This window comes from Proteiniphilum sp., from assembly GCF_034331125.1.
GTDB classification, from domain to species: Bacteria; Bacteroidota; Bacteroidia; order Bacteroidales; family Dysgonomonadaceae; genus Proteiniphilum; species Proteiniphilum saccharofermentans.
The window spans coordinates 16,002-35,896 of the sequence record NZ_JAXQGC010000058.1 but is presented as its reverse complement, the minus strand read 5'-3'; the positions used below and the strand labels follow the sequence as shown (position 1 = coordinate 35,896).

The following is a 19,895-nucleotide window of genomic DNA, read 5'->3' as shown; positions in this document are numbered from 1 at the left end:
TGCCCAGTGGTATAGTGGTTGAAGTCCTATTTGTCCACTGAAGTCAGACTGTTTTTTGTACTTCTTTCAATATTTCTTTGAGTACGCCGATATAATAAAACGGCAGGTTGACCAGTTTGAATTTTTTCCCCTTTTGTGTCGTGACTTTGTCAATTGAAAACGGCTGTGACCAAATCCTTACTGCAATATCGTGCGGCGCTTCTTCCATAAACAAATGTAAGGACCGGAGTTTAGCATTATGTCCTGATTTTACTTCTATGGGGATAACCTGACTGTCATATTGCAATACAAAATCCACTTCCGCATCGGAGTCTTTTTTGTTTCGTACCCAAAAGTTCCGTTGATTCGAAACGCGGTTATCTAAAGCAAGTAGTTCCTGCGCCACAATTTGTTCGGCAATTTTTCCCCGCCACGCGTCTAAAATGTCGGTTGCCCCAAACACTTCTTTTTGCACATTTGCAGCATAATTTACCAGACCGCAATCAAGCCAGAATAATTTCGGCGAGCGTTTCAAATTTTTTGTTATGGGGACAACCGTATCGGTTGTCGGATGGCAAAGTTCCAGGACAAAGGTTTTTTCCAATGTGCGAAACGCTTCTCCCATTTCACGTGCCTTATACGAGGATCCGGCAAAACCTCCTAAAGTAATGCGTTCTGCGGTAAATTTCCATCCCGCTTGTAAAATGTGGCGGACAGTTTGACTCATTGTATCGTTTCGGGCATATTTTTCAACATCATCACGATAACTTGTCAGTAAACTTTCATAAATGCTGTTCAGGCCAACAAAATTCTTGTTTGCGGCATAGTCTGCAATTACTTCAGGCATGCCGCCGATAAGTGTGAAAGTGTTGAACAAATTTATTGTTTTAGCATGTAATGCTTCGGGTATTTGACCGTCAGGCAAGGCTTTTTCAAGTTGCGTTTCGCCGATAGCCCTCAGAAATTCGTTGAAAACGCAGGGGCGGACAGCCAAATATTCTACCCGTCCGACAGGAAAAGATGCTTTTTTGTTCAACATCGTTTCCAATAGTGAACCCGCTGCTATCACATATAAATCAGGTATTTTTGCCTCATAAAAATAACGGAGTTTAGTGATGGCCCTGTTTGAATTTTGAATTTCGTCAATAAACAGAAGCGTTTTGCCCGGTTTGTTTTCCTTGTTGCAAAAAAGGAAAATTTCAGCCATAAGATTGTCAATTTCCTGTTCTTTTTCGAACAAAGCCATTGTGCTCGGATTTTTTTCAAAATTCAAATACAGGTAATTTGTGAAATTCTTCGAAAAACAGTCCACAAGCGTAGTTTTGCCAACTTGACGAGATCCTCTTAATATCAATGGTTTGTGGTTCAATTTTGCAGCCCATTTCTCTAATTCTGCAATAATATTTCGTTCAAACATAGCTTCAATATTTCTGCAAATATAATATTTTGTGTCAAATCGGGGGTAGAAAATGGTAATATTTGTATCAAATCGGGGGTGTAAATTGTTGAATTTTGTATCAAATCGGGGGTGTAAATTGTTGAAATAAGTTTTTTTTGTACCGGGTTTCGATTGCCGTTTCTCAATTTATTGTTACCTTTGCACCTTAATTTTTGTGTGGTATAAATTTCATTGACAATGAATAAGAAATTTCCGGAATACAGCCATTTAGACCTCTCGGCAATAAACAGGGAGATGTTGAAAGCCTGGGATGAAAAAGAGGTTTTCAGGAAAAGTCTGGAGACGCGGGAGGGACATACGCCGTTTGTATTTTACGAAGGGCCACCCTCGGCTAACGGGATGCCGGGCATCCATCATGTGATTGCACGTTCCATTAAAGATATTTTCTGTCGTTATAAAACCATGAAAGGTTTTCTGGTCAACCGGAAAGCAGGGTGGGATACGCATGGGTTACCCGTGGAATTAGGTGTGGAGAAATCGCTGGGAATTACCAAGGAGGATATCGGTGAAAAAATATCGGTCGAAGAGTACAATGCGGCGTGCCGTACCGAAGTAATGAAATATACCCGGGAGTGGGAAGACCTTACCCGGAAGATGGGATACTGGGTGGATATGAACGATCCCTATATCACTTATGACAACCGTTATATCGAAACCCTGTGGTATCTCCTGAAAGATTTATACGAAAAAGGATATCTCTATAAGGGATACACCATACAACCATACTCGCCCGCGGCCGGTACAGGCCTCAGTACACATGAACTGAATCAGCCGGGGTGTTACCGCGATGTAAAAGATACGACCTGTACGGCTCAGTTCTTAATAAAGAATCCGCTGCCGGAGTGGACTGAATTCGGGGAGCCGTTCTTCCTGGCATGGACCACTACGCCCTGGACTCTGCCCTCCAACGTACTGCTCGCTGTAGGACCCAAGATCGATTATGTAGCGGTGCAGACCTATAATCCTTACAGCGGCAGGCCGATGACTGCCGTGCTGGCTAAAAACCTGCTGAATACCTATTTCCCCGCGAAAAACGCTGAACTTTCGTGGGATGATTATAAGCTGGGCGACAAGAATATTCCTTTCCGTGTAATTGATAAGGAGTGGAAAGGCGCTGAACTGGCCGGTATAGCTTATGAACAGCTTATTCCCTGGGTGAAAGTGTCGGACAACGGTTTGAAAGTGGTGACGGGTGATTTCGTAACCACGGAAGACGGTACAGGTATCGTACATATAGCCCCTACTTTTGGTGCGGACGACGCGAAAGTAGGAAAGGAGAATGATGTGCCCGGATTAACCCTTACCGACAAAGAAGGGAATCTTCGCCCCATGGTTGACCTCACCGGGAAATATTTCCGTATTGAAGACCTCGATCCCGGATTTGTGCGGCATAATGTAAATACAGAACTATACGGTGAATATGCCGGCCGGTATGTGAAAAATGCCTATGACGATTCGCTTACCGATGAGGATGCTACGCTCGATGTGGATCTCTCGGTCATGTTGAAACAGCAGAACCGCGCATTCCGTATAGAAAAACAGGTGCACAACTACCCGCACTGCTGGCGGACCGATAAACCGGTATTGTATTATCCGCTGGATAGCTGGTTTATCCGTACGACGGCATGTCGCGATAAGATGATAGAACTTAATAACACCATCAACTGGAAGCCGCAATCTACCGGTACCGGACGTTTCGGGAAATGGCTCGAGAACCTGCAGGACTGGAATCTGAGCCGCAGCCGCTATTGGGGTACGCCCCTTCCGGTATGGCGCACCGAGGATGGTAAAGAGGAGAAATGCATCGGTTCCGTAAAGGAATTGTTTGGAGAGATACGCAAGGCAATGGATGCCGGTGTGATGAAAGAGTTGCCTTGGAGTGGCCTGAATCTGGAAGAAGGCCAGGGGGCGGACTATGATAAGATAGATTTGCATCGTCCCTATGTGGATGATATCGTGCTGTTGTCCGATAGCGGCAAACCGATGAAGCGTGAGACGGACCTGATCGACGTATGGTTCGACAGTGGTGCCATGCCTTTTGCGCAGGTATTTTATCCCCATATTGCAGAAGATGATTTTCAAAAAATATTTCCTGCCGATTTTATTGCGGAGGGAGTAGACCAGACACGCGGATGGTTCTATACCCTGCACGCCATCGCTTCAATGGTAAAAGGAAGCGTAGCTTTTAAAAATGTGGTGTCCAACGGGTTGGTGCTCGATAAGAACGGCAATAAAATGTCGAAGCGGCTGGGTAACGCGGTAGATCCGTTTGAAACGATAGAACGGCATGGTTCCGACCCGTTACGCTGGTATATGATCACCAATGCTGCTCCATGGGAGAATCTGAAATTCGATATAGAAGGAGTGGAAGAGGCACGTCGTAAATTTTTCGGGACACTCTATAACACTTATTCATTCTTTGTATTATATGCCAACGTGGATGATTTCCACGATCAATATCAGCGGATCGCCCTCGATGAACGGCCCGAGATCGACCGTTGGATTTTGTCGATGTTACATTCGCTGATAAAAGAGGTCGATCAAAGTTATGAGGCATACGAACCCACCAAAGCGGGACGTGCTATTGCAGATTTCGTGAACGATCATCTCAGCAACTGGTATGTACGCCTCAATCGTAAACGTTTCTGGGGAGGAGAGATGACCGATGATAAGTTGTCGGCCTACCAGACGCTGTACCAATGTCTGGTGACCGTGGCAAAGCTGATGGCACCTATCGCTCCCTTTTATGCTGACAGGCTATATCTCGATCTGACTTCAGCAACAGATAGTGAGCAGTTTGAATCGGTACATCTGGCTGATTTTCCATTGTGGGACGATTCGCTTGTCGATAAGCAACTCGAAGAGCAGATGTATCTAGCCCAGACTGCTTCATCCATTGTACTCTCGCTACGCCGGAAAGTAAATATCAAGGTACGTCAGCCGCTCTCCAAGATTATGATCCCCGTCGTAGATGAGCAGCAGAAAAGAAATATCCAGGCTGTAGAGTCGTTGATCCTCAGTGAGGTGAATGTAAAAGAATTACAGTTTGTGGATACGGCCAGTGAAATATTGGTAAAACGGGTGAAGCCCGATTTCAAAAAGCTGGGTCCGCGCTACGGGAAAATAATGAAACAGCTTGCCCCGAGAATACAGGGCATGACACCCCAAGAGATCCAGGAACTGGAAAAGAACGGTCGCTTCGGTTTAACTATAGAAGGACAGGAAGCGTTGGTGACACTCGATGATGTGGAGATCATCTCAGAAGATATCCCGGGATGGCTGGTGGCTAACGAAGGATGGCTGATGGTGGCACTGGATGTCACCCTTACGGCTGAACTCAAAGAAGAGGGGATCGCCCGCGAATTGGTGAACAGGATACAAAACCTGCGCAAAGCGAAGGAATTCGAAATTACTGATCGGATCAATGTCAGGATTTCGTCCAATCCTGCTTTTGATGATGCTGTTACCCATAATGCCGCTTATATTAAAAATCAGGTGCTGGCCGATGAGATCATCATGGTGAGCGGACCGCTTGAAGATGTGATAGAGATTGATGATGAAACGCTCACTATCAGCATTGTAAGAAACAGTTGAGAATTATGTGATTTATGCCTATATTTGCAAAAAATAAATAATGAACTATTATGAGCGAAAAGACGAGATATTCAGACGAGGAATTGGAAGAATTCCGAGCTATCATTAATGAGAAATTGCAGATAGCCAAACAGGAGTATGAAAATTACCGTGCTGCCGTCACCAATGCCGACGGAAACGATACGGTGGATACTTCCCCTACCTATAAAGTGCTGGAAGAAGGTGCATCTACCCTCTCCAAAGAAGAAGCGGGAAGACTGGCACAACGTCAGATGAAGTTTATCCAGAATCTTCAGGCTGCCATGGTACGCATTGAGAACGGAACTTATGGCATATGTCGTGAAACCGGCAAGCTGATCCCGAAAGAACGTCTTCGTGCCGTACCCCATGCCACATTGAGTATTGAAGCTAAATCGCAAAAGAAGAAATAATCACTTTCCCGATGAAGATGTGGGCGGTACTTGTGAAAGTAGGAGGAAGGGGTGAAGCTCTTTTCAGGCTTTCTGTGCCCGTAAAACAAAGAAAAGCGCATGAAGAATAGTATACGAAATAGATGGATTGCCATTGCCGTTGTTGTGGCGGTGCTCCTTGTCGATCAACTTTCTAAAATATGGGTAAAAACACATATGGGTCTGTATGATGCCATTGATGTTTTCGACTGGTTTAAGATCTATTTTGTAGAGAATAACGGGATGGCATTCGGTATTGAGGCGGGAGGAAAATTGTTTCTCTCGCTTTTCCGTATCATTGCCGTGGTTTTTATTGTCATTTATTTGTCGCGGCTGATAAAGCAGAATTACGGAGCCGGATTTATTGCCTGTGTGGCGCTGATCCTTGCCGGAGCTTCGGGAAATATTATTGATAGTATCTTTTATGGTGTTATCTTTGAAGCTAGTTATCCGGGACATGTCGCTTCCTTTGTTCCCTGGGGTGAAGGATATGCTTCACTGCTGCACGGGAGAGTGGTAGACATGTTTTACTTTCCCTTGATCAGTGGTACATACCCTGATTGGATCCCTTTTCTGGGGGGAGAGGAATTCCTTTTCTTCCGGTTCATATTTAATATTGCCGATTCGGCTATTACTGTGGGGGTTATCCTGATACTGCTTTTTTACAGAAGAACATTATCCTATTCATTGCTCTCGAAAGTTGAGCGTGAAAAACTGGAAAACGAGAAACAAGATCAGCAAATCAGAAGTGAAGAGTAAAAAGAGTGTTGCATATTTTTTTCTGTTCATTCTGTTAGGTGGACTGGCCTATTCCTGCCAGAATCGCCCCAAGGAGGTGTTGAACCGGAAACAGATGGAACGGCTGATGTATGACGTGTATATCGCCGAGGCAACTATGGAAAACGACTACCAGAATTTCAACACTCCCGAAAAGAAAGAAGCATATATCAATAAGGTATTCCAGGCACATAAGGCTACCCAGGCACAGTGGGATACCTCATTATCGTGGTATTCCGACAGAATCGATCTCTATCTGAAAATGAATGACTCGGTAAAGGCTCGCCTGCAGCGTGCCCGGCAAGAAATTGATGCTATGGTGGCACAGCAGACTCAGGGGCAACAGATTGATCCCGCACTACTGCCACCCTCTTACCTGCCTCCTGTTTATATATTCTCGATGCCTGATGCAAAAAGAGGACTCCGGTTCCGCCTGGATTCCTCAGAAATTTCTTCCAAAGTTATCGGAGAAGATTTTCTGTTTACTTTCAGTACAATAGGAATCCCACCCCGGTTTTCGTCTTCCTTTACATCATTGCTTACAATGGTTTATTCAGATACTACCATCTACCGGTTCCAGAAAATAAGGGAAAATAAAACTTACGAACTCACCGGATCAAAGTATATTCCGGGAGATACGATCACTGAAATAAGAGGCTTTATACATCTGCAGGACTCGACGGGTGTAATGCCTCACATTCAATTATACAATATATTTTTCGGAGATATACAGTCAGCCGTTTTAGAAACAGACACTTTAAAGATGGGGTTGGATACTCTGGATGGAGAACCGTTAAATCCTGATTCTACGAGGCTTCCAGTCCCGGATTCCATGAATTCTTTTCAACCTGATTCCATACAAGAGATGTAATATAATGCCCTATAGAGAAAAGTAATATGTCATAATGACTTATATTTTAGATAAATTGCTATATTTGCCGGATATAATAAAAATAATAATAAAATTTTAACATTTACTCGTCATAACTTAACATCAAAATGAAAAAAAAGAGAGTTTATACCTTTGGAAACGGTGCAGCTGAAGGGCGGGCAGATATGAAAAACCTGCTTGGCGGGAAGGGCGCGAATCTTGCAGAAATGAATTTAATTGGCGTTCCCGTTCCTCCGGGTTTCACTATTACTACTGAAGTCTGTACGGAATATAACGAATTGGGTAGAGATTATGTGGTAGGTCTCCTGAAGGAGGAAGTTGAGCAAGCAGTAGCCCAGATTGAAGAGTTGACAGGAACAAAGTTCGGAGACAAGGAGAACCCCTGTCTGGTATCTGTCCGTTCCGGCTCGCGTGTATCCATGCCCGGAATGATGGACACCGTGTTAAATCTTGGCCTGAATGATGATGCCGTGGAGGGAATTGCCAAAAAGTCGGGTAATGAGCGTTTTGCCTGGGATTCCTATCGCCGTTTCGTGCAGATGTATGGGGATGTGGTATTGGGAATGAAACCCCAAAGCAAAGAAGATATTGATCCTTTCGAAGAGATTATGGATGAGGTGAAGGAATCCAAAGGAATAGAACTGGATACCGATCTTACCACCGATGACCTGAAAGAACTTGTGAAAAGATTCAAGACGGCCGTAAAGGAAAATACCGGTAATGATTTTCCGGTAGATCCATGGGATCAGTTGTGGGGAGCTGTTTGTGCCGTCTTCGATAGTTGGATGAACGAACGTGCGATCCTCTATCGTAAGATGAACAATATCCCTGAAGAGTGGGGTACCGCTGTCAATGTGCAGGCAATGGTGTATGGTAATATGGGTAAGACCTCCGGTACAGGAGTTGCTTTCACCCGCGATGCTGCTACCGGGGAAGATATCTTCAACGGTGAATATCTGATCGATGCCCAGGGCGAAGATGTGGTTGCCGGAGTACGCACACCTCAGCAGATTACTATCGAGGGATCCCGTCGTTGGGCAAAACTGCAGGGTATTTCAGAAGAGGAGCGTGCTGCAAAATATCCTTCACTCGAAGAAGCGCTTCCCGAATGTGCAAAGGAATTAATTGAAGTTCAGCAGAAACTGGAGGACTATTTCAAGGATATGCAAGACCTTGAGTTCACCATCCAGGACGGAAAACTCTGGTTATTGCAGACCCGTAGTGGAAAACGTACCGGTGCTGCGATGGTGAAAATCGCTATTGATATGCTCCACCAGGGATATATTGATGAAAAAACTGCACTGAAACGGTGTGACGCTGAAAAGTTGGATGAGTTGCTCCATCCGGTCTTCGATAAGAAATCACTTGCACAGGCTAAACCGTTGACCAATGGCCTACCGGCTTCTCCGGGAGCTGCTACCGGTCAGGTGGTATTTCATGCCGATGAGGCGGAAGAGTGGAGCAAAGAAGGTAAGCAGGTGATCCTTTGTCGTATTGAAACATCGCCCGAAGATTTACGTGGTATGGCTACTGCGCAGGGAATCCTTACCGCACGCGGCGGGATGACTTCCCATGCAGCCGTAGTGGCAAGAGGAATGGGTAAATGTTGTGTTTCGGCTGCCAACAATGTGGTGATCAATTATAAAGAACGTACCATGACCATTCACGGCAAGGAACTGAAAGAGGGAGACTGGATATCATTGAACGGTTCCACCGGTCTTGTATATGAAGGTAGAATAGAAACCCAGGATGCTGAACTGGATGCCGATTTCAACGAATTGATGGAGATCGCCGATAAATATGCCCGTATGGATGTGAGAACCAATGCCGACACCCCGCGTGATGCCAAAGTGGCCCGCGATTTTGGAGCTAGAGGTATTGGTTTGTGCCGTACGGAACATATGTTCTTTGAAGAAGATAAGATTATTCCCATGAGGGAGATGATCCTCGCAAAAGATGAAGAGGGACGTAGAAAAGCGCTGGAGAAACTGCTCCCATTGCAGAAAAAGGATTTTGCCGGAATTTTCAGGGCGATGGACGGCCTGCCCGTTACTGTTCGCCTGCTCGATCCGCCATTGCACGAGTTTGTCCCTCACGATGAAAAAGGGCAGATGGAAATGGCCAGGGTAATGGGGATCTCTTACAAAGATATTCACGAACGGGTGGAAGGATTGCTCGAATCAAACCCGATGTTAGGTCTGCGTGGTTGTCGCCTCGGAAACCTCTATCCGGAGATCACCGAGATGCAGGCCCGTGCCATTATGGAAGTGGCCATTGAGCTGAAGGAAGAAGGTATTACCGCTTGTCCTGAAATCATGGTTCCCCTCACCGGTATCGTCCATGAGTTCAAAGCCCAGAAAGACATCATCGAAAATACTATCCAAAAAGTATTTGCAGAAAAGAATGACTCGGTAGAGTATAAGATCGGTACGATGATTGAGATACCACGTGCAGCGCTTACGGCGCATAAGATTGCCAGAGAAGCCGATTTCTTCTCATTCGGAACGAACGACCTTACGCAAATGACCTTCGGTTATAGTCGTGACGACGTAGCTAAATTCCTGCCGATGTATCTGGATAAGGGAATCCTGAAACATGATCCGTTTGCGGTACTCGACCAAAATGGAGTGGGACAGCTTGTAAGTATGGCTGTGCAGAAAGGACGTGAAGTCAGACCCACCCTTAAGTGCGGTATTTGTGGAGAGCACGGGGGCGAACCGTCGTCAGTGAAATTCTGCCATACGGTGGGACTGAACTATGTTTCCTGTTCCCCGTTCCGTGTGCCTATAGCACGCTTAGCCGCAGCACAGGCAGCGATCGAAGGATAACTTCAGGTTAGATATTTTGCTATAGAGGCGTCTTGATGGCGCCTCTGTTTGTTTTTATCCAGTGGCCAACGGGGAAATCAATGCATAATTGTCTCGTAAACGGCCTTTCTTAGGTCTCCCGCTTCGTTGTCACAGTTATACTCCCAATACATGGCGCCGAGCAGTCCCTGGTCTTTTACATATTGGCATTTAATTGTTAATGAACGAGGATTCTCAAAACCGCAGACCAATTGTCCGATTGAATCGACAAGATAGGGAACCTGCCCTCTTTCATCCCAAAGAGTGGTGAAACCGGTCAGTTTCTCAATCTCTTTATAATCGATGAAGTCAGGGATCTTGTTTTTCTCGCCTCGGCCATAAAATGGCATGCCAAGCACTAGTTTATGCTTGGGGCATCCTGCCGCAAGGTGTCTTTTTACCGCTTCGTCGGATGTTAAACGGCCACTATGCTCGGAAGGATACAGTGCTGAAAGGTGTTTTGGGGCAGTAGCCATATCGTAAGCCATGATGTTCACAAAATCCACATAGGGGTCAATAGCCTTGAAGTCGATATATTTGGCAGATGCTGCAGAAGCCAGTGTTAGCAGCTTTTCTTTTCCAATGGCGCCTCTTATATCCTTCATAAGAAGGGTGAAATTGTCAGTGTCATCGGGAGAAGATGAGATATTTGCGGCAGAACTCGTAGGGTATTCCCAGTCGAGATCAATACCATCAAGATTGAATTCATTTACAATCTGCCGGCATTCTTCCGCAAACTGTTCTCTGTTCTTTGCCGTGGCGGCCATCTCGGAGAATCGGCCGCTGCCCCATCCTCCAATCGACAGTAGTACTTTTAGGGACGGTTTTTTCCTTTTTAGGGAAACGATTTGTTTTAATCGGTCTGGATTGTCGATACGTACTCCGTTAAATGAATCGTTTACATGTCCGAAAGCGTAATTAATATGTGTCATATATGCCGGATCAGGCATAATTGAACTCCCGGAAGTAACATATGCTACAATCACTTTTGGAGGGGTGTCCGATTTCCCTGTTGTTGAAGTCGTAGATGAAGAAAATATAACGAGCATCAATGCCAACAGAACGTAAATCTCTTTTAAGGTTGTTTTCATCTTACTAAGATATTAAAAGGACAAATATCTATAAATAAAAAAGAAAAACAAAAAGAAATTTTATTTTAAATCAAAAGGCTGCTTGCTTTTTTAAAATCGGCGAACCTTCCCTTCTGCCGATATAACTACTTTTAACCATCAAACTATTTTGCTGCTAAGGGGATTATCATTACTTTTACACTCCCAGAATTGGGGTGTAAGAGTTGGAATGTAGTTTTTCAGATGAAACGAGCATGAAAATTGTTCTCGCTCAAGAACATGATAATATGCGAGTTCCATACGGGCACAGTGTAAAAAATTAAATATTATCGTATGAAACCGACATGTTTAAAATAATCATTAAACACCCGAAGGTAATGATTATTTTGAACATCAAAGGTTCCATATACCGAAATAAAACAATAAAATAATCATATGAAATATTCAGTGAAGATATTGTTCTTTTTTATGGCGATGTTATTCGTTCCCAGTCTGATGATTGCCCAGAATAATGTGGTCGATGAGATTGTATGGGTGGTAGGCGATGAAGCTATCCTGAAATCAGAGGTGGAAGAATACCGTAAAGAGATACTGATGCAGAATCAGCGTATTGAAGGTGATCCCTATTGTTTTATTCCCGAGCAGTTGGCTATCAGGAAACTGTTTCTCGATCAGGCGAAGCTCGACAGTATTGAAGTGCAGGAATCACAGGTGAGCCGTTCACTGGAGTACATGATCAATGAATATATTGCTTCCGTTGGTTCAGTAGAGAGGTTGGAAGAATATTGGGGTAAAAGTATCACTGCCATCCGGGAAGACCTGCGTGAGCAGCTCCGTGAACAGCAACTCATAGAAGGTGTGCAACAGAAGCATTTCGGAAGCGTGCAATTGACACCTTCCGAAATCCGGAAATATTATAACAGCCTTCCCCAGGACAGCCTTCCCTTCATTCCGACGACACTGGAAGTGCAGATCATCACGGTAGAGCCGGAAATTCCATTGGAGGAAATTGATAGGGTCAAGGCGCAGTTGAGAGATTATACGGAACAGATAACCAGTGGTAAAAATAGCATGTCTACATTGGCCATACTCCATTCCGAAGACCAGGGATCGGCTATGAGAGGGGGAGAATTGGGCTTTATGAACCGCTCTTCTTTGTCTCCTGAGTTTGCCAATGTGGCCTTCGCGCTGAATGATCCGCAAAAAGTATCGAATATTGTGGAGACTGAATATGGTTTTCATATCATCCAGTTGATCGAACGGAGAAACGATATGGGAAACTTCCGGCATATATTGTTGAAGCCGAAAGCACCTAAGGTGTCTCTCGATATGGCGATCATCCGCCTCGACTCTATCAGGACTGGAATCATGGACAAGAAAATTACGTTTGACGATGCAGCCACTTACCTCTCTGCAGATAAAGACACCCGGAATAACAGAGGGATTATGGTGAATAATACCCCTAGAAGTGCCAATGCCGGTACGCCACGGTTTGCCCTGAACGAGTTAAATCAGGATATTGCAAAGATTGCGGGCGAAATGAAGAAAGGAGAGGTGTCCACGCCATTTATTATGATAAATGACAAAGGGCGCGAGGTGGCAGCAATTATTAAAATTACTGACCGCAACGAAGGGCATAGGGCCAATATCAATAACGATTACCAGATCATCAAACAGATGGCAGAGAATGCCAAACAGCAAAAGCTGGTGGATGAATGGCTGCAGGATAAAATCAGGAAAACGTATGTTCGCATAGATCCCGAATGGCAAGGATGCGAATATAAATACAAGGATTGGCTAAAATAACTGTGCTCTTACGGCAATGAAGAAACAACGCTTGCAATCTTTCAGGGGAGGCATACTTTTGTTTGGGCTACTTTCGCTTATGTTAGCGTCGACTTATGCACAGCAACCTCTCCGGCAACAATCCGCGGATCCTCCGGTGGAGATTGTGGAAATGAGGCAGGCTGATCTTTTGAGCAAGAGGGATGGATTCGACGCGCAAATCTTTACAGGTAATGTGGTCTTTTATCACGAAGGGGCATTCATGTATTGCGATAGTGCTTACCTCTATCAGCAGGCCAATTCATTTGAAGCATTCAGCAATGTGAGAATGGAGCAGGGGGACACCATCTTTGTGTATGGTGACTACCTGCACTACGATGGAAATATCCGGTTGGCACGGCTTCGTGATAATATCCGGATGGAAGACCGGACTGCTACGCTCTTTACCGATAGCCTCGATTACGACCGTACTACCAATCTGGGATATTACTTCGATGGAGGGATGCTGGTGGATGAGAAGAACGAGTTGACTTCTTACTGGGGGCAATATAGCCCTGATACTAAGGTGGCACTGTTCAATGACAGTGTGAAACTGGTCAATGAAGACTATATTATTTATGCCGATACGTTGAAATACAACACCGAGTCGAAATTTGTCGATATCCTGGGTCCTTCACGTATTGTATCCGACAGCGGTTATGTGCATACAAGCAAGGGATGGTATAATACTGTGACAGACGACTCCAAATTATTGGACCGTTCGGAAGTGTATAGCAATGACGGGACAAAAGTACTTATCGGCGATACTATACTCTATAACCGTCAAACGGGACAAGGAGAGGTGTTTGGGGATATGTTCCTGGAGGATAAGGCCCAGAAGGCTATCCTGAGGGGGAATTATGGTTATTATGATGAAAAGACGGAGTATGGAATGGCTACAGACAAGGCATATGCCATTGACTACTCTCAAGGCGACAGCCTGTATGTGCACGGTGACACGCTCATCATGAAAACCGATTCAATATACCGGGATGTGAAGGCTTTCTATAACGTACGTTTCTATCGCTCAGACCTTCAGGGTGTATGTGACTCGCTGCACTATGCCTCAGCCGACTCCATACTCTATATGATTGGTGATCCTGTAATATGGAGCGATAATAATCAGATACTGGGAAACCGGATCGATGTTTTCCTGAACGACTCCACCATCGAAAAAGCTATTGTGAGAGATTATGCACTGGCTATCCAGGAGAGGATGGAAAAGGATCAGTTCAATCAATTGAGCGGTAGGGATATGACCGCTTTCTTCCGTGACGGGGAACTCTATCATGTCCTGGTGGAAGGTGATGCAGTTTCACTATACTATGCAATGCAGGAAGACAGTACTATCATCGGGTTGAATAGGATGGAGAGTGCTTATCTGGAGATGGATACAGAAAAGAACCGGATTACGAAATTAAAAACGTATTCAGCGACTTCAGGAGTCATGACTCCTTTGCCCCTGTTAAAACCCGAAGAGACTCGACTTAAAGAATTTGTCTGGCTCAATTATTTGCGACCTACTGGTCCTGATGATATTTTCCGCAGGAATGAACGGCGTAGCTCCGAAGCTACAGAACCCCGTCGGGGACGCTTTGAGAGAGAAGATGTCACGCTCTAATCTTGTGTGATTTGCCTGTTTTACTTCGTTTTTTTATTTTTTCATAAACCAAACAGCAGCTTATTATGGGTGTTTTCTTTTTTTATAATAACCGAAAACCGCGTAAATTCAATTATACGCCCATCCTTTATAATCCGGAAGAGGAGGAGCGCAAGAAGAACTTGCAAGACAGGATCGAGAAAGTTAAAAGGGAGATGGGGGTATTGCCGGAGGAAAAACCGGTCGAAAGGAAGGATTTTAAGACGGAATTTGTTTCCCAGACGCGTCATCTGAAAAAACGTAAGGAGAAGGAAAATTCCGGGAGAAATTCTTTTTTCGCTAATAATGGATTGCTTATCATTATCCTTGTGGTTCTTTTCGCGATCTTCTTTTTCTGGTTTTTACGTTAGATAGCACGGATATAGAATATGCCTGATATTATTCATCTCCTTCCGGATTCCATTGCCAATCAAATTGCTGCGGGTGAGGTAATACAGCGCCCTGCATCGGTAGTGAAGGAATTGATCGAGAACTCGCTCGACGCCGGCGCTACACATATTATTCTCAGTGTGAAGGATGCCGGACGTACCTTTATCCAGGTTATTGATAATGGCAAAGGGATGTCTGCTACCGATCTGCGGATGGCTTTCGAACGTCATGCCACCTCCAAGATACGGAGTGCCGATGATCTGTTTTCACTTACCACGATGGGATTTCGGGGTGAGGCCCTCCCTTCTATTGCTGCGATCTCCCATATAGAGGTAAAGAGTCGGAGGGAAGAGGATGAATTGGGATCGCTGCTGGTCATTTCCGGATCGAAGGTCGAAAAACAGGAGATGGTGGCAGCAGCTACCGGGACCTCAATCACCGTGAAGAATATTTTCTTCAATGTGCCGGCAAGGAGAAAATTCCTGAAATCCAATGAGACGGAACGCCGAAATATTTTTACCGAATTCGAGCGTATCGTGCTGGTTAATCCCGATGTGGAATTTACACTGATTGAAAACGGAGTGGAAACACTCCATCTGCCCAAAACGGGACTGAGGCAACGCATCGTTCAGATAGAAGGGAAAAATACGAATCAGCAGTTGATCGAAATCAATGAGGAGACTACTCTTGGAAAGATTTATGGCTATATAGCCCGACCCGAATTTGCCAGGAAGGGAAAAGTAAACCAGTTCTTTTTCGTCAATAACCGGTATATCCGGCATCCCTACTTCCACCGTGCGGTCACTACCGCGTTTGAACCGCTTATTGCGGCCAACGAGAAGCCGGGTTACTATATCTATTTTCAAGTTGACCCAGATACGATTGATGTGAATATTCATCCAACCAAGACGGAGGTTAAATTTGAGAACGAACAGGCTCTTTGGCAGATACTGATGGTGACTGTAAAAGAGTCGCTGGGAAAATTCAATGCGATTCCTACCATCGACTTCGACAGGGATGATGCACCCGAAATACCGGTCTACGACCCCTCCCGCACCTCTTCGATGCCGAAAGTGAATCTTGATCCCGGTTATAATCCGTTTCACAGTCACCGTACTGAAACCCCGCAGCCGAAAGTGCCTGCTTTTGGTTGGGAGCAGCTTTACAAAGGATTTGAAAAAGAAAAGGAACTGGTTGATGAAATAGAGAGTAGAATCCCCGCTACATTATTCAAGCCGGCGGGGAGTGACCGTAATTTGCCTGAGACTGAACTTTCTCCGGAACATTACCAGTACAAGCAGAAATATATACTCACCTCGGTCAAGTCGGGATTGATGATTATTGATCAGCACAAGGCGCATGTACGTATCCTATTCGATAAATATCTGGAGCAGATAAGGAATAAAAGGGGAATCTCCCAACGGGTATTATTCCCCGAAGTGTTGGAACTGTCGGCTTCCGAGGCAGCCGCCTTGCCTTCCATCATGGAGGATTTGGAGGCGCTGGGTTTTGAATTGAGCGATCTGGGTAATCACAGCTTTGCCATACAGGCTGTCCCTTCTGAAATTGAAAATGCTGCTCCTGCCGCACTGATCCGTTCCATGATCGGAAAAAGTATGGAGACGGGAAGTGACGTGAAATCGGAAATACAGGAATCAATAGCGCTTTCGCTTGCCAATCTGACGGCTATTCCTTACGGAAATACATTGACTACGGAGGAGATGTTGCTTATTGTGAGCCAACTCTTTGCGTCACCTTCTCCTACTTATACCCCCGACGGACAAACTATAATCAGCGTGATATCGGATGCTGAGATTGAAAAGAAAATGCAATGATACGTTTAACCCTTCATAATTAAACAGATATGACACATTATTCTTATTGTGGAAACAGCGGCGTACAACTCCCTAAAATATCACTGGGGCTTTGGCATAATTTTGGATTTGCCGATGATTATGAGACTGCACGTGAAATGGTAATACATGCTTTTGAACAGGGCATAACCCATTTCGACCTGGCAAATAATTATGGTCCTCCTCCGGGATCAGCAGAATCGAACTTCGGAAAGATACTGAAAGAGGATCTCTCTTCCCATCGCGACCAAATGATCATCTCCTCCAAAGCGGGGCATCTGATGTGGGATGGCCCCTATGGAGACGGTTCATCGAGGAAATATCTTATGGCCAGCATCAATCAGAGTCTTAAACGGACAGGATTGGAGTATTTCGATATCTTCTATTCACATCGTTATGACCCCAATACGCCGGTAGAGGAGACAATGCAGGCGCTGGTCGATATCGTGCGACAGGGGAAGGCCCTTTACATAGGCTTGTCCAAATATCCACCCGTACAGGCGCGTGTTGCTATGAACTACCTGAAAGAGAGAGATGTTCCCTGTTTCATCTTTCAGGATAAATATAGTATGTTCAATCGCCTGCCTGAAAAGGATATCCTGGATATCACTGAAGAATTCGGTTCCGGATTTATTGCCTTTTCCCCGTTGGCGCAAGGGCTCCTTACCGATAAGTATTTGAATGGAGTTCCCGAAGATTCGCGTGCCGCCAATCCATCCGGTTTCTTGCAGAAAGAGCAGGTGACCTCATTGCTTATGGATAAGGTGAAGCAGTTGAATGCGATGGCTATACAGAGAGGGCAGACCATGGCCGAAATGGCACTGGCATGGGCATTGAGAGATAAGAGAGTCACGTCTCTTATTGTGGGTGCACGTAATGTATCGCAGTTGAAGGATAATCTCAAGGCGTTAGAGAATACCTCATTCACGAAAGAAGAACTGGAACGGATTGATGCGATCCTTGACGGAGCTACATTATGAGACGGATGGTGTTTGTCCTTTCGGTTATTATCCTGCTTGCATTTTCCTGCGGGTACGAAACAGCCCGTCAGACCGTTCCGTATGCACCTGTGAATTTCAGGGTTGACCCCAGTGGTTATGACGCCATATTGAATAATCCGCACTCATATAAAATCTTTACCGAAGAAGAGCGACGTCTTCCTTCCGACCGTTTTGGCTATGCCGGGGTGTTGGTCGTCTCCGACGCAAGAGGGGATCTGCACGCCTTTGATCTTTGCTGTCCTCATGAGGACAGCAAAGGAATAACCGTAACCCCCGATTATGAAGAGAATGAGGGATATAACGGTAAGGTAAAATGTGTCTTATGCGGTTCCGTTTTTGTCACTATGTTCGGTCTCGGCAGTGTGGAGTCGGGACCTTCAACGGAGCCCTTGCAACGGTACAATGTGTTACCGCTGCAAGATGGCAGTTACCGGGTAGTCAATTAACCTTAGAGGATTTAATATTATTTTTGATAAAAAATACGCCTTTTTTTGATCTCGCTGCCATTGTGGTAGTGGTAATTCGATTTTTTTTACTACCTTTGCACCCTAATTTTTCACGGGTATAGTTCTTTTTACTTATTTTTCTGTTATACCCTTAATAATTCTACTGGATGAAAAAAGTTTTTATTTTCTCTTTCTTGCTGGTTACCGGCCTTATTTTATCACAGCTTGTTCCTCATCTTTTAGGTGATAATTTCTATTCGTTCAAGATTTTCTTAGATGCATTATTATATGTTTCGCTGGCGTTTATCATGATCAATGTAGGGCGCGAGTTCGAAATAAATAAAAAACAATGGCGATCCTATTCGAAAGATTATCTGGTGGCTATGGGAGCGGCTGCATTCCCATGGATACTGGTAGCCCTGTATTATCTGTTTGCGGTAGCGCCGCCCGGGATGCAACTATGGGGGAGCGGAGATGCTTGGAAGGAAACATTCCTGTTGGGCCGTTTCGCGGCTCCCACTTCGGCTGGTATTCTGTTCACGATGCTGATCGCTGCCGGATTAAAGCATACATGGGTGTATAAAAAGGTACAGGTGCTGGCTATTTTTGACGACCTGGACACCATCCTGCTAATGATTCCATTGCAGATACTGATGATCGGAATGCGTTGGCAGATGTTCGTGATACTTATTATCGCCATCATGTTGATATGGGTGGGCTGGAAAAAGATGAACACCTACAATCTCCGTCAGGACTGGAGGTCAATATTATTGTATTCTGTCATTATGTATGCCCTGATAGAAGCCCTTTACCGGATATCGACCTATTTCTTTGGCGGTGATGGAAGCATACATATTGAGATCCTTCTCCCGGCATTTATTCTTGGGATGATCATGAAAGAGGATCACAGTGTGGCTCCTGATCCTAAGAGTGTAAGAGCCGGAAACGCTATATCGTATCTCTTCATGTTGCTGGTAGGGATGAGTATGCCCTTATTTATCGGAGTTGACTTCGGTGCAGTGGCGGAGCAGTCATCCTCTATAATTTCCCGCATACCGATGCTTTCCTGGGGAGTGATTGCCCTGCATGTCGTTTTGGTCACTCTTATATCCAATGTAGGAAAGCTCTTTCCATTACTTTTTTATCGGGATCGTAAGATTGGTGAAAGACTTGCCGTTTCTGTGGGTATGTTTACCCGTGGAGAGGTGGGTGCCGGGGTGTTATTTATAGCGATCGGATATCAATTGGGAGGTGTTTTGCTGGTTATCTCGGTTTTGGTTATGTGTTTAAACCTGTTACTCACCGGATTCTTTATCAGTTATGCCAAGAAACTGACCCAGGATGCTGTACGGGAAACGATAGAAATAGGTGTTTAGGGCGGTATAAACAAGATAAATTAAATTCTGCTTGTAAAAATTCTCCTTATTGCTTTGAAATACGGAGAAACATATTTACATTTGCAGTCGCAAAAAAGGGCAGAGTTTTTAATGCGTTAATAATCTTTGTTCTAAATATTATTGCGGAAGTAGCTCAGTTGGTAGAGCATAACCTTGCCCCAAAAAGGAAATGGAAACTAACCTTGGCAAGGAAGTAACGGAACAGCGGATCCGGTAAAAGAACAAAATATTATTGCGGAAGTAGCTCAGTTGGTAGAGCATAACCTTGCCCCAAAAAGG

The 19,895-nt window shown here is 44.8% G+C and carries 14 protein-coding genes; 12 read left to right on the top strand and 2 right to left on the bottom strand.

Going from position 1 to position 19,895, the window contains the following annotated elements; translation table 11 throughout:
• Positions 1–43 precede the first annotated feature (43 nt).
• Complete coding sequence (locus tag U2P89_RS13880; protein WP_322191669.1) at positions 44–1,396, bottom strand: ATP-binding protein; 1,353 nt, start codon at positions 1,394–1,396, stop codon at positions 44–46.
• Positions 1,397–1,615: 219 nt separating this feature from the next.
• Between U2P89_RS13880 and ileS the strand changes: the two genes are divergently transcribed.
• The 5 genes from ileS (at position 1,616) to ppdK (ending at position 9,978) form a co-directional block, all read left to right on the top strand.
• Positions 1,616–5,032 carry an isoleucine--tRNA ligase gene (ileS, locus tag U2P89_RS13875; protein ID WP_322191668.1) on the top strand — a complete coding sequence of 1,139 codons (3,417 nt, stop codon included), beginning with the start codon at positions 1,616–1,618 and terminating at the stop codon, positions 5,030–5,032.
• Positions 5,033–5,082: 50 nt separating this feature from the next.
• Complete coding sequence (locus tag U2P89_RS13870; RefSeq protein ID WP_019541227.1) at positions 5,083–5,463, top strand: TraR/DksA family transcriptional regulator; 381 nt, start codon at positions 5,083–5,085, stop codon at positions 5,461–5,463.
• 99 nt (positions 5,464–5,562) lie between these two features.
• A complete protein-coding gene (locus tag U2P89_RS13865; RefSeq protein WP_076928586.1) occupies positions 5,563–6,240 on the top strand; it encodes a lipoprotein signal peptidase in 678 nt (225 codons plus the stop codon).
• Positions 6,230–7,129 carry a DUF4296 domain-containing protein gene (locus U2P89_RS13860; protein ID WP_322191667.1) on the top strand — a complete coding sequence of 300 codons (900 nt, stop codon included), beginning with the start codon at positions 6,230–6,232 and terminating at the stop codon, positions 7,127–7,129. Before U2P89_RS13865 ends, U2P89_RS13860 begins: the two co-directional genes overlap by 11 nt.
• A 128-nt stretch (positions 7,130–7,257) precedes the next feature.
• Complete coding sequence (gene ppdK, locus U2P89_RS13855) at positions 7,258–9,978, top strand: pyruvate, phosphate dikinase (protein WP_322191666.1); 2,721 nt, start codon at positions 7,258–7,260, stop codon at positions 9,976–9,978.
• A 77-nt stretch (positions 9,979–10,055) separates the two neighbouring features.
• Here ppdK and U2P89_RS13850 read toward each other — a convergent pair whose 3' ends face one another.
• Positions 10,056–11,087 carry a glycoside hydrolase family 18 protein gene (locus U2P89_RS13850; RefSeq protein WP_083710893.1) on the bottom strand — a complete coding sequence of 344 codons (1,032 nt, stop codon included), beginning with the start codon at positions 11,085–11,087 and terminating at the stop codon, positions 10,056–10,058.
• Between the two features lie 414 nt (positions 11,088–11,501).
• Here U2P89_RS13850 and U2P89_RS13845 point away from each other — a divergent pair, with 414 nt between their 5' ends.
• The 7 genes from U2P89_RS13845 (at position 11,502) to U2P89_RS13815 (ending at position 19,595) form a co-directional block, all read left to right on the top strand.
• Positions 11,502–12,872, top strand: coding sequence for a peptidylprolyl isomerase (locus U2P89_RS13845; RefSeq protein WP_092027381.1), 1,371 nt, complete (start codon positions 11,502–11,504; stop codon positions 12,870–12,872).
• 16 nt (positions 12,873–12,888) lie between these two features.
• Complete coding sequence (locus U2P89_RS13840; RefSeq protein ID WP_092027379.1) at positions 12,889–14,511, top strand: OstA-like protein; 1,623 nt, start codon at positions 12,889–12,891, stop codon at positions 14,509–14,511.
• Positions 14,512–14,576: 65 nt separating this feature from the next.
• On the top strand, positions 14,577–14,900 hold the full coding sequence (locus U2P89_RS13835) for a hypothetical protein (protein WP_091909073.1): 324 nt from the start codon (positions 14,577–14,579) through the stop codon (positions 14,898–14,900).
• 18 nt (positions 14,901–14,918) lie between these two features.
• Positions 14,919–16,754: a DNA mismatch repair endonuclease MutL gene (gene mutL, locus U2P89_RS13830; RefSeq protein ID WP_091909076.1), complete on the top strand. Its 1,836-nt coding sequence runs from the start codon at positions 14,919–14,921 to the stop codon at positions 16,752–16,754.
• 29 nt (positions 16,755–16,783) lie between these two features.
• Positions 16,784–17,752, top strand: coding sequence for an aldo/keto reductase (locus tag U2P89_RS13825; RefSeq protein WP_092027377.1), 969 nt, complete (start codon positions 16,784–16,786; stop codon positions 17,750–17,752).
• Positions 17,749–18,219 (top strand): Rieske 2Fe-2S domain-containing protein, encoded by a 471-nt coding sequence (locus tag U2P89_RS13820; protein WP_092027375.1) that lies wholly within the window; start codon positions 17,749–17,751, stop codon positions 18,217–18,219. The genes U2P89_RS13825 and U2P89_RS13820 overlap by 4 nt, the downstream gene beginning before the upstream one ends.
• Before the next feature lie 167 nt (positions 18,220–18,386).
• The gene (locus tag U2P89_RS13815) at positions 18,387–19,595 is read left to right on the top strand and encodes a sodium:proton antiporter (protein ID WP_092027373.1); all 1,209 of its coding nucleotides are present in this window, start codon (positions 18,387–18,389) and stop codon (positions 19,593–19,595) included.
• The last annotated feature ends 300 nt before the right edge of the window (positions 19,596–19,895 follow it).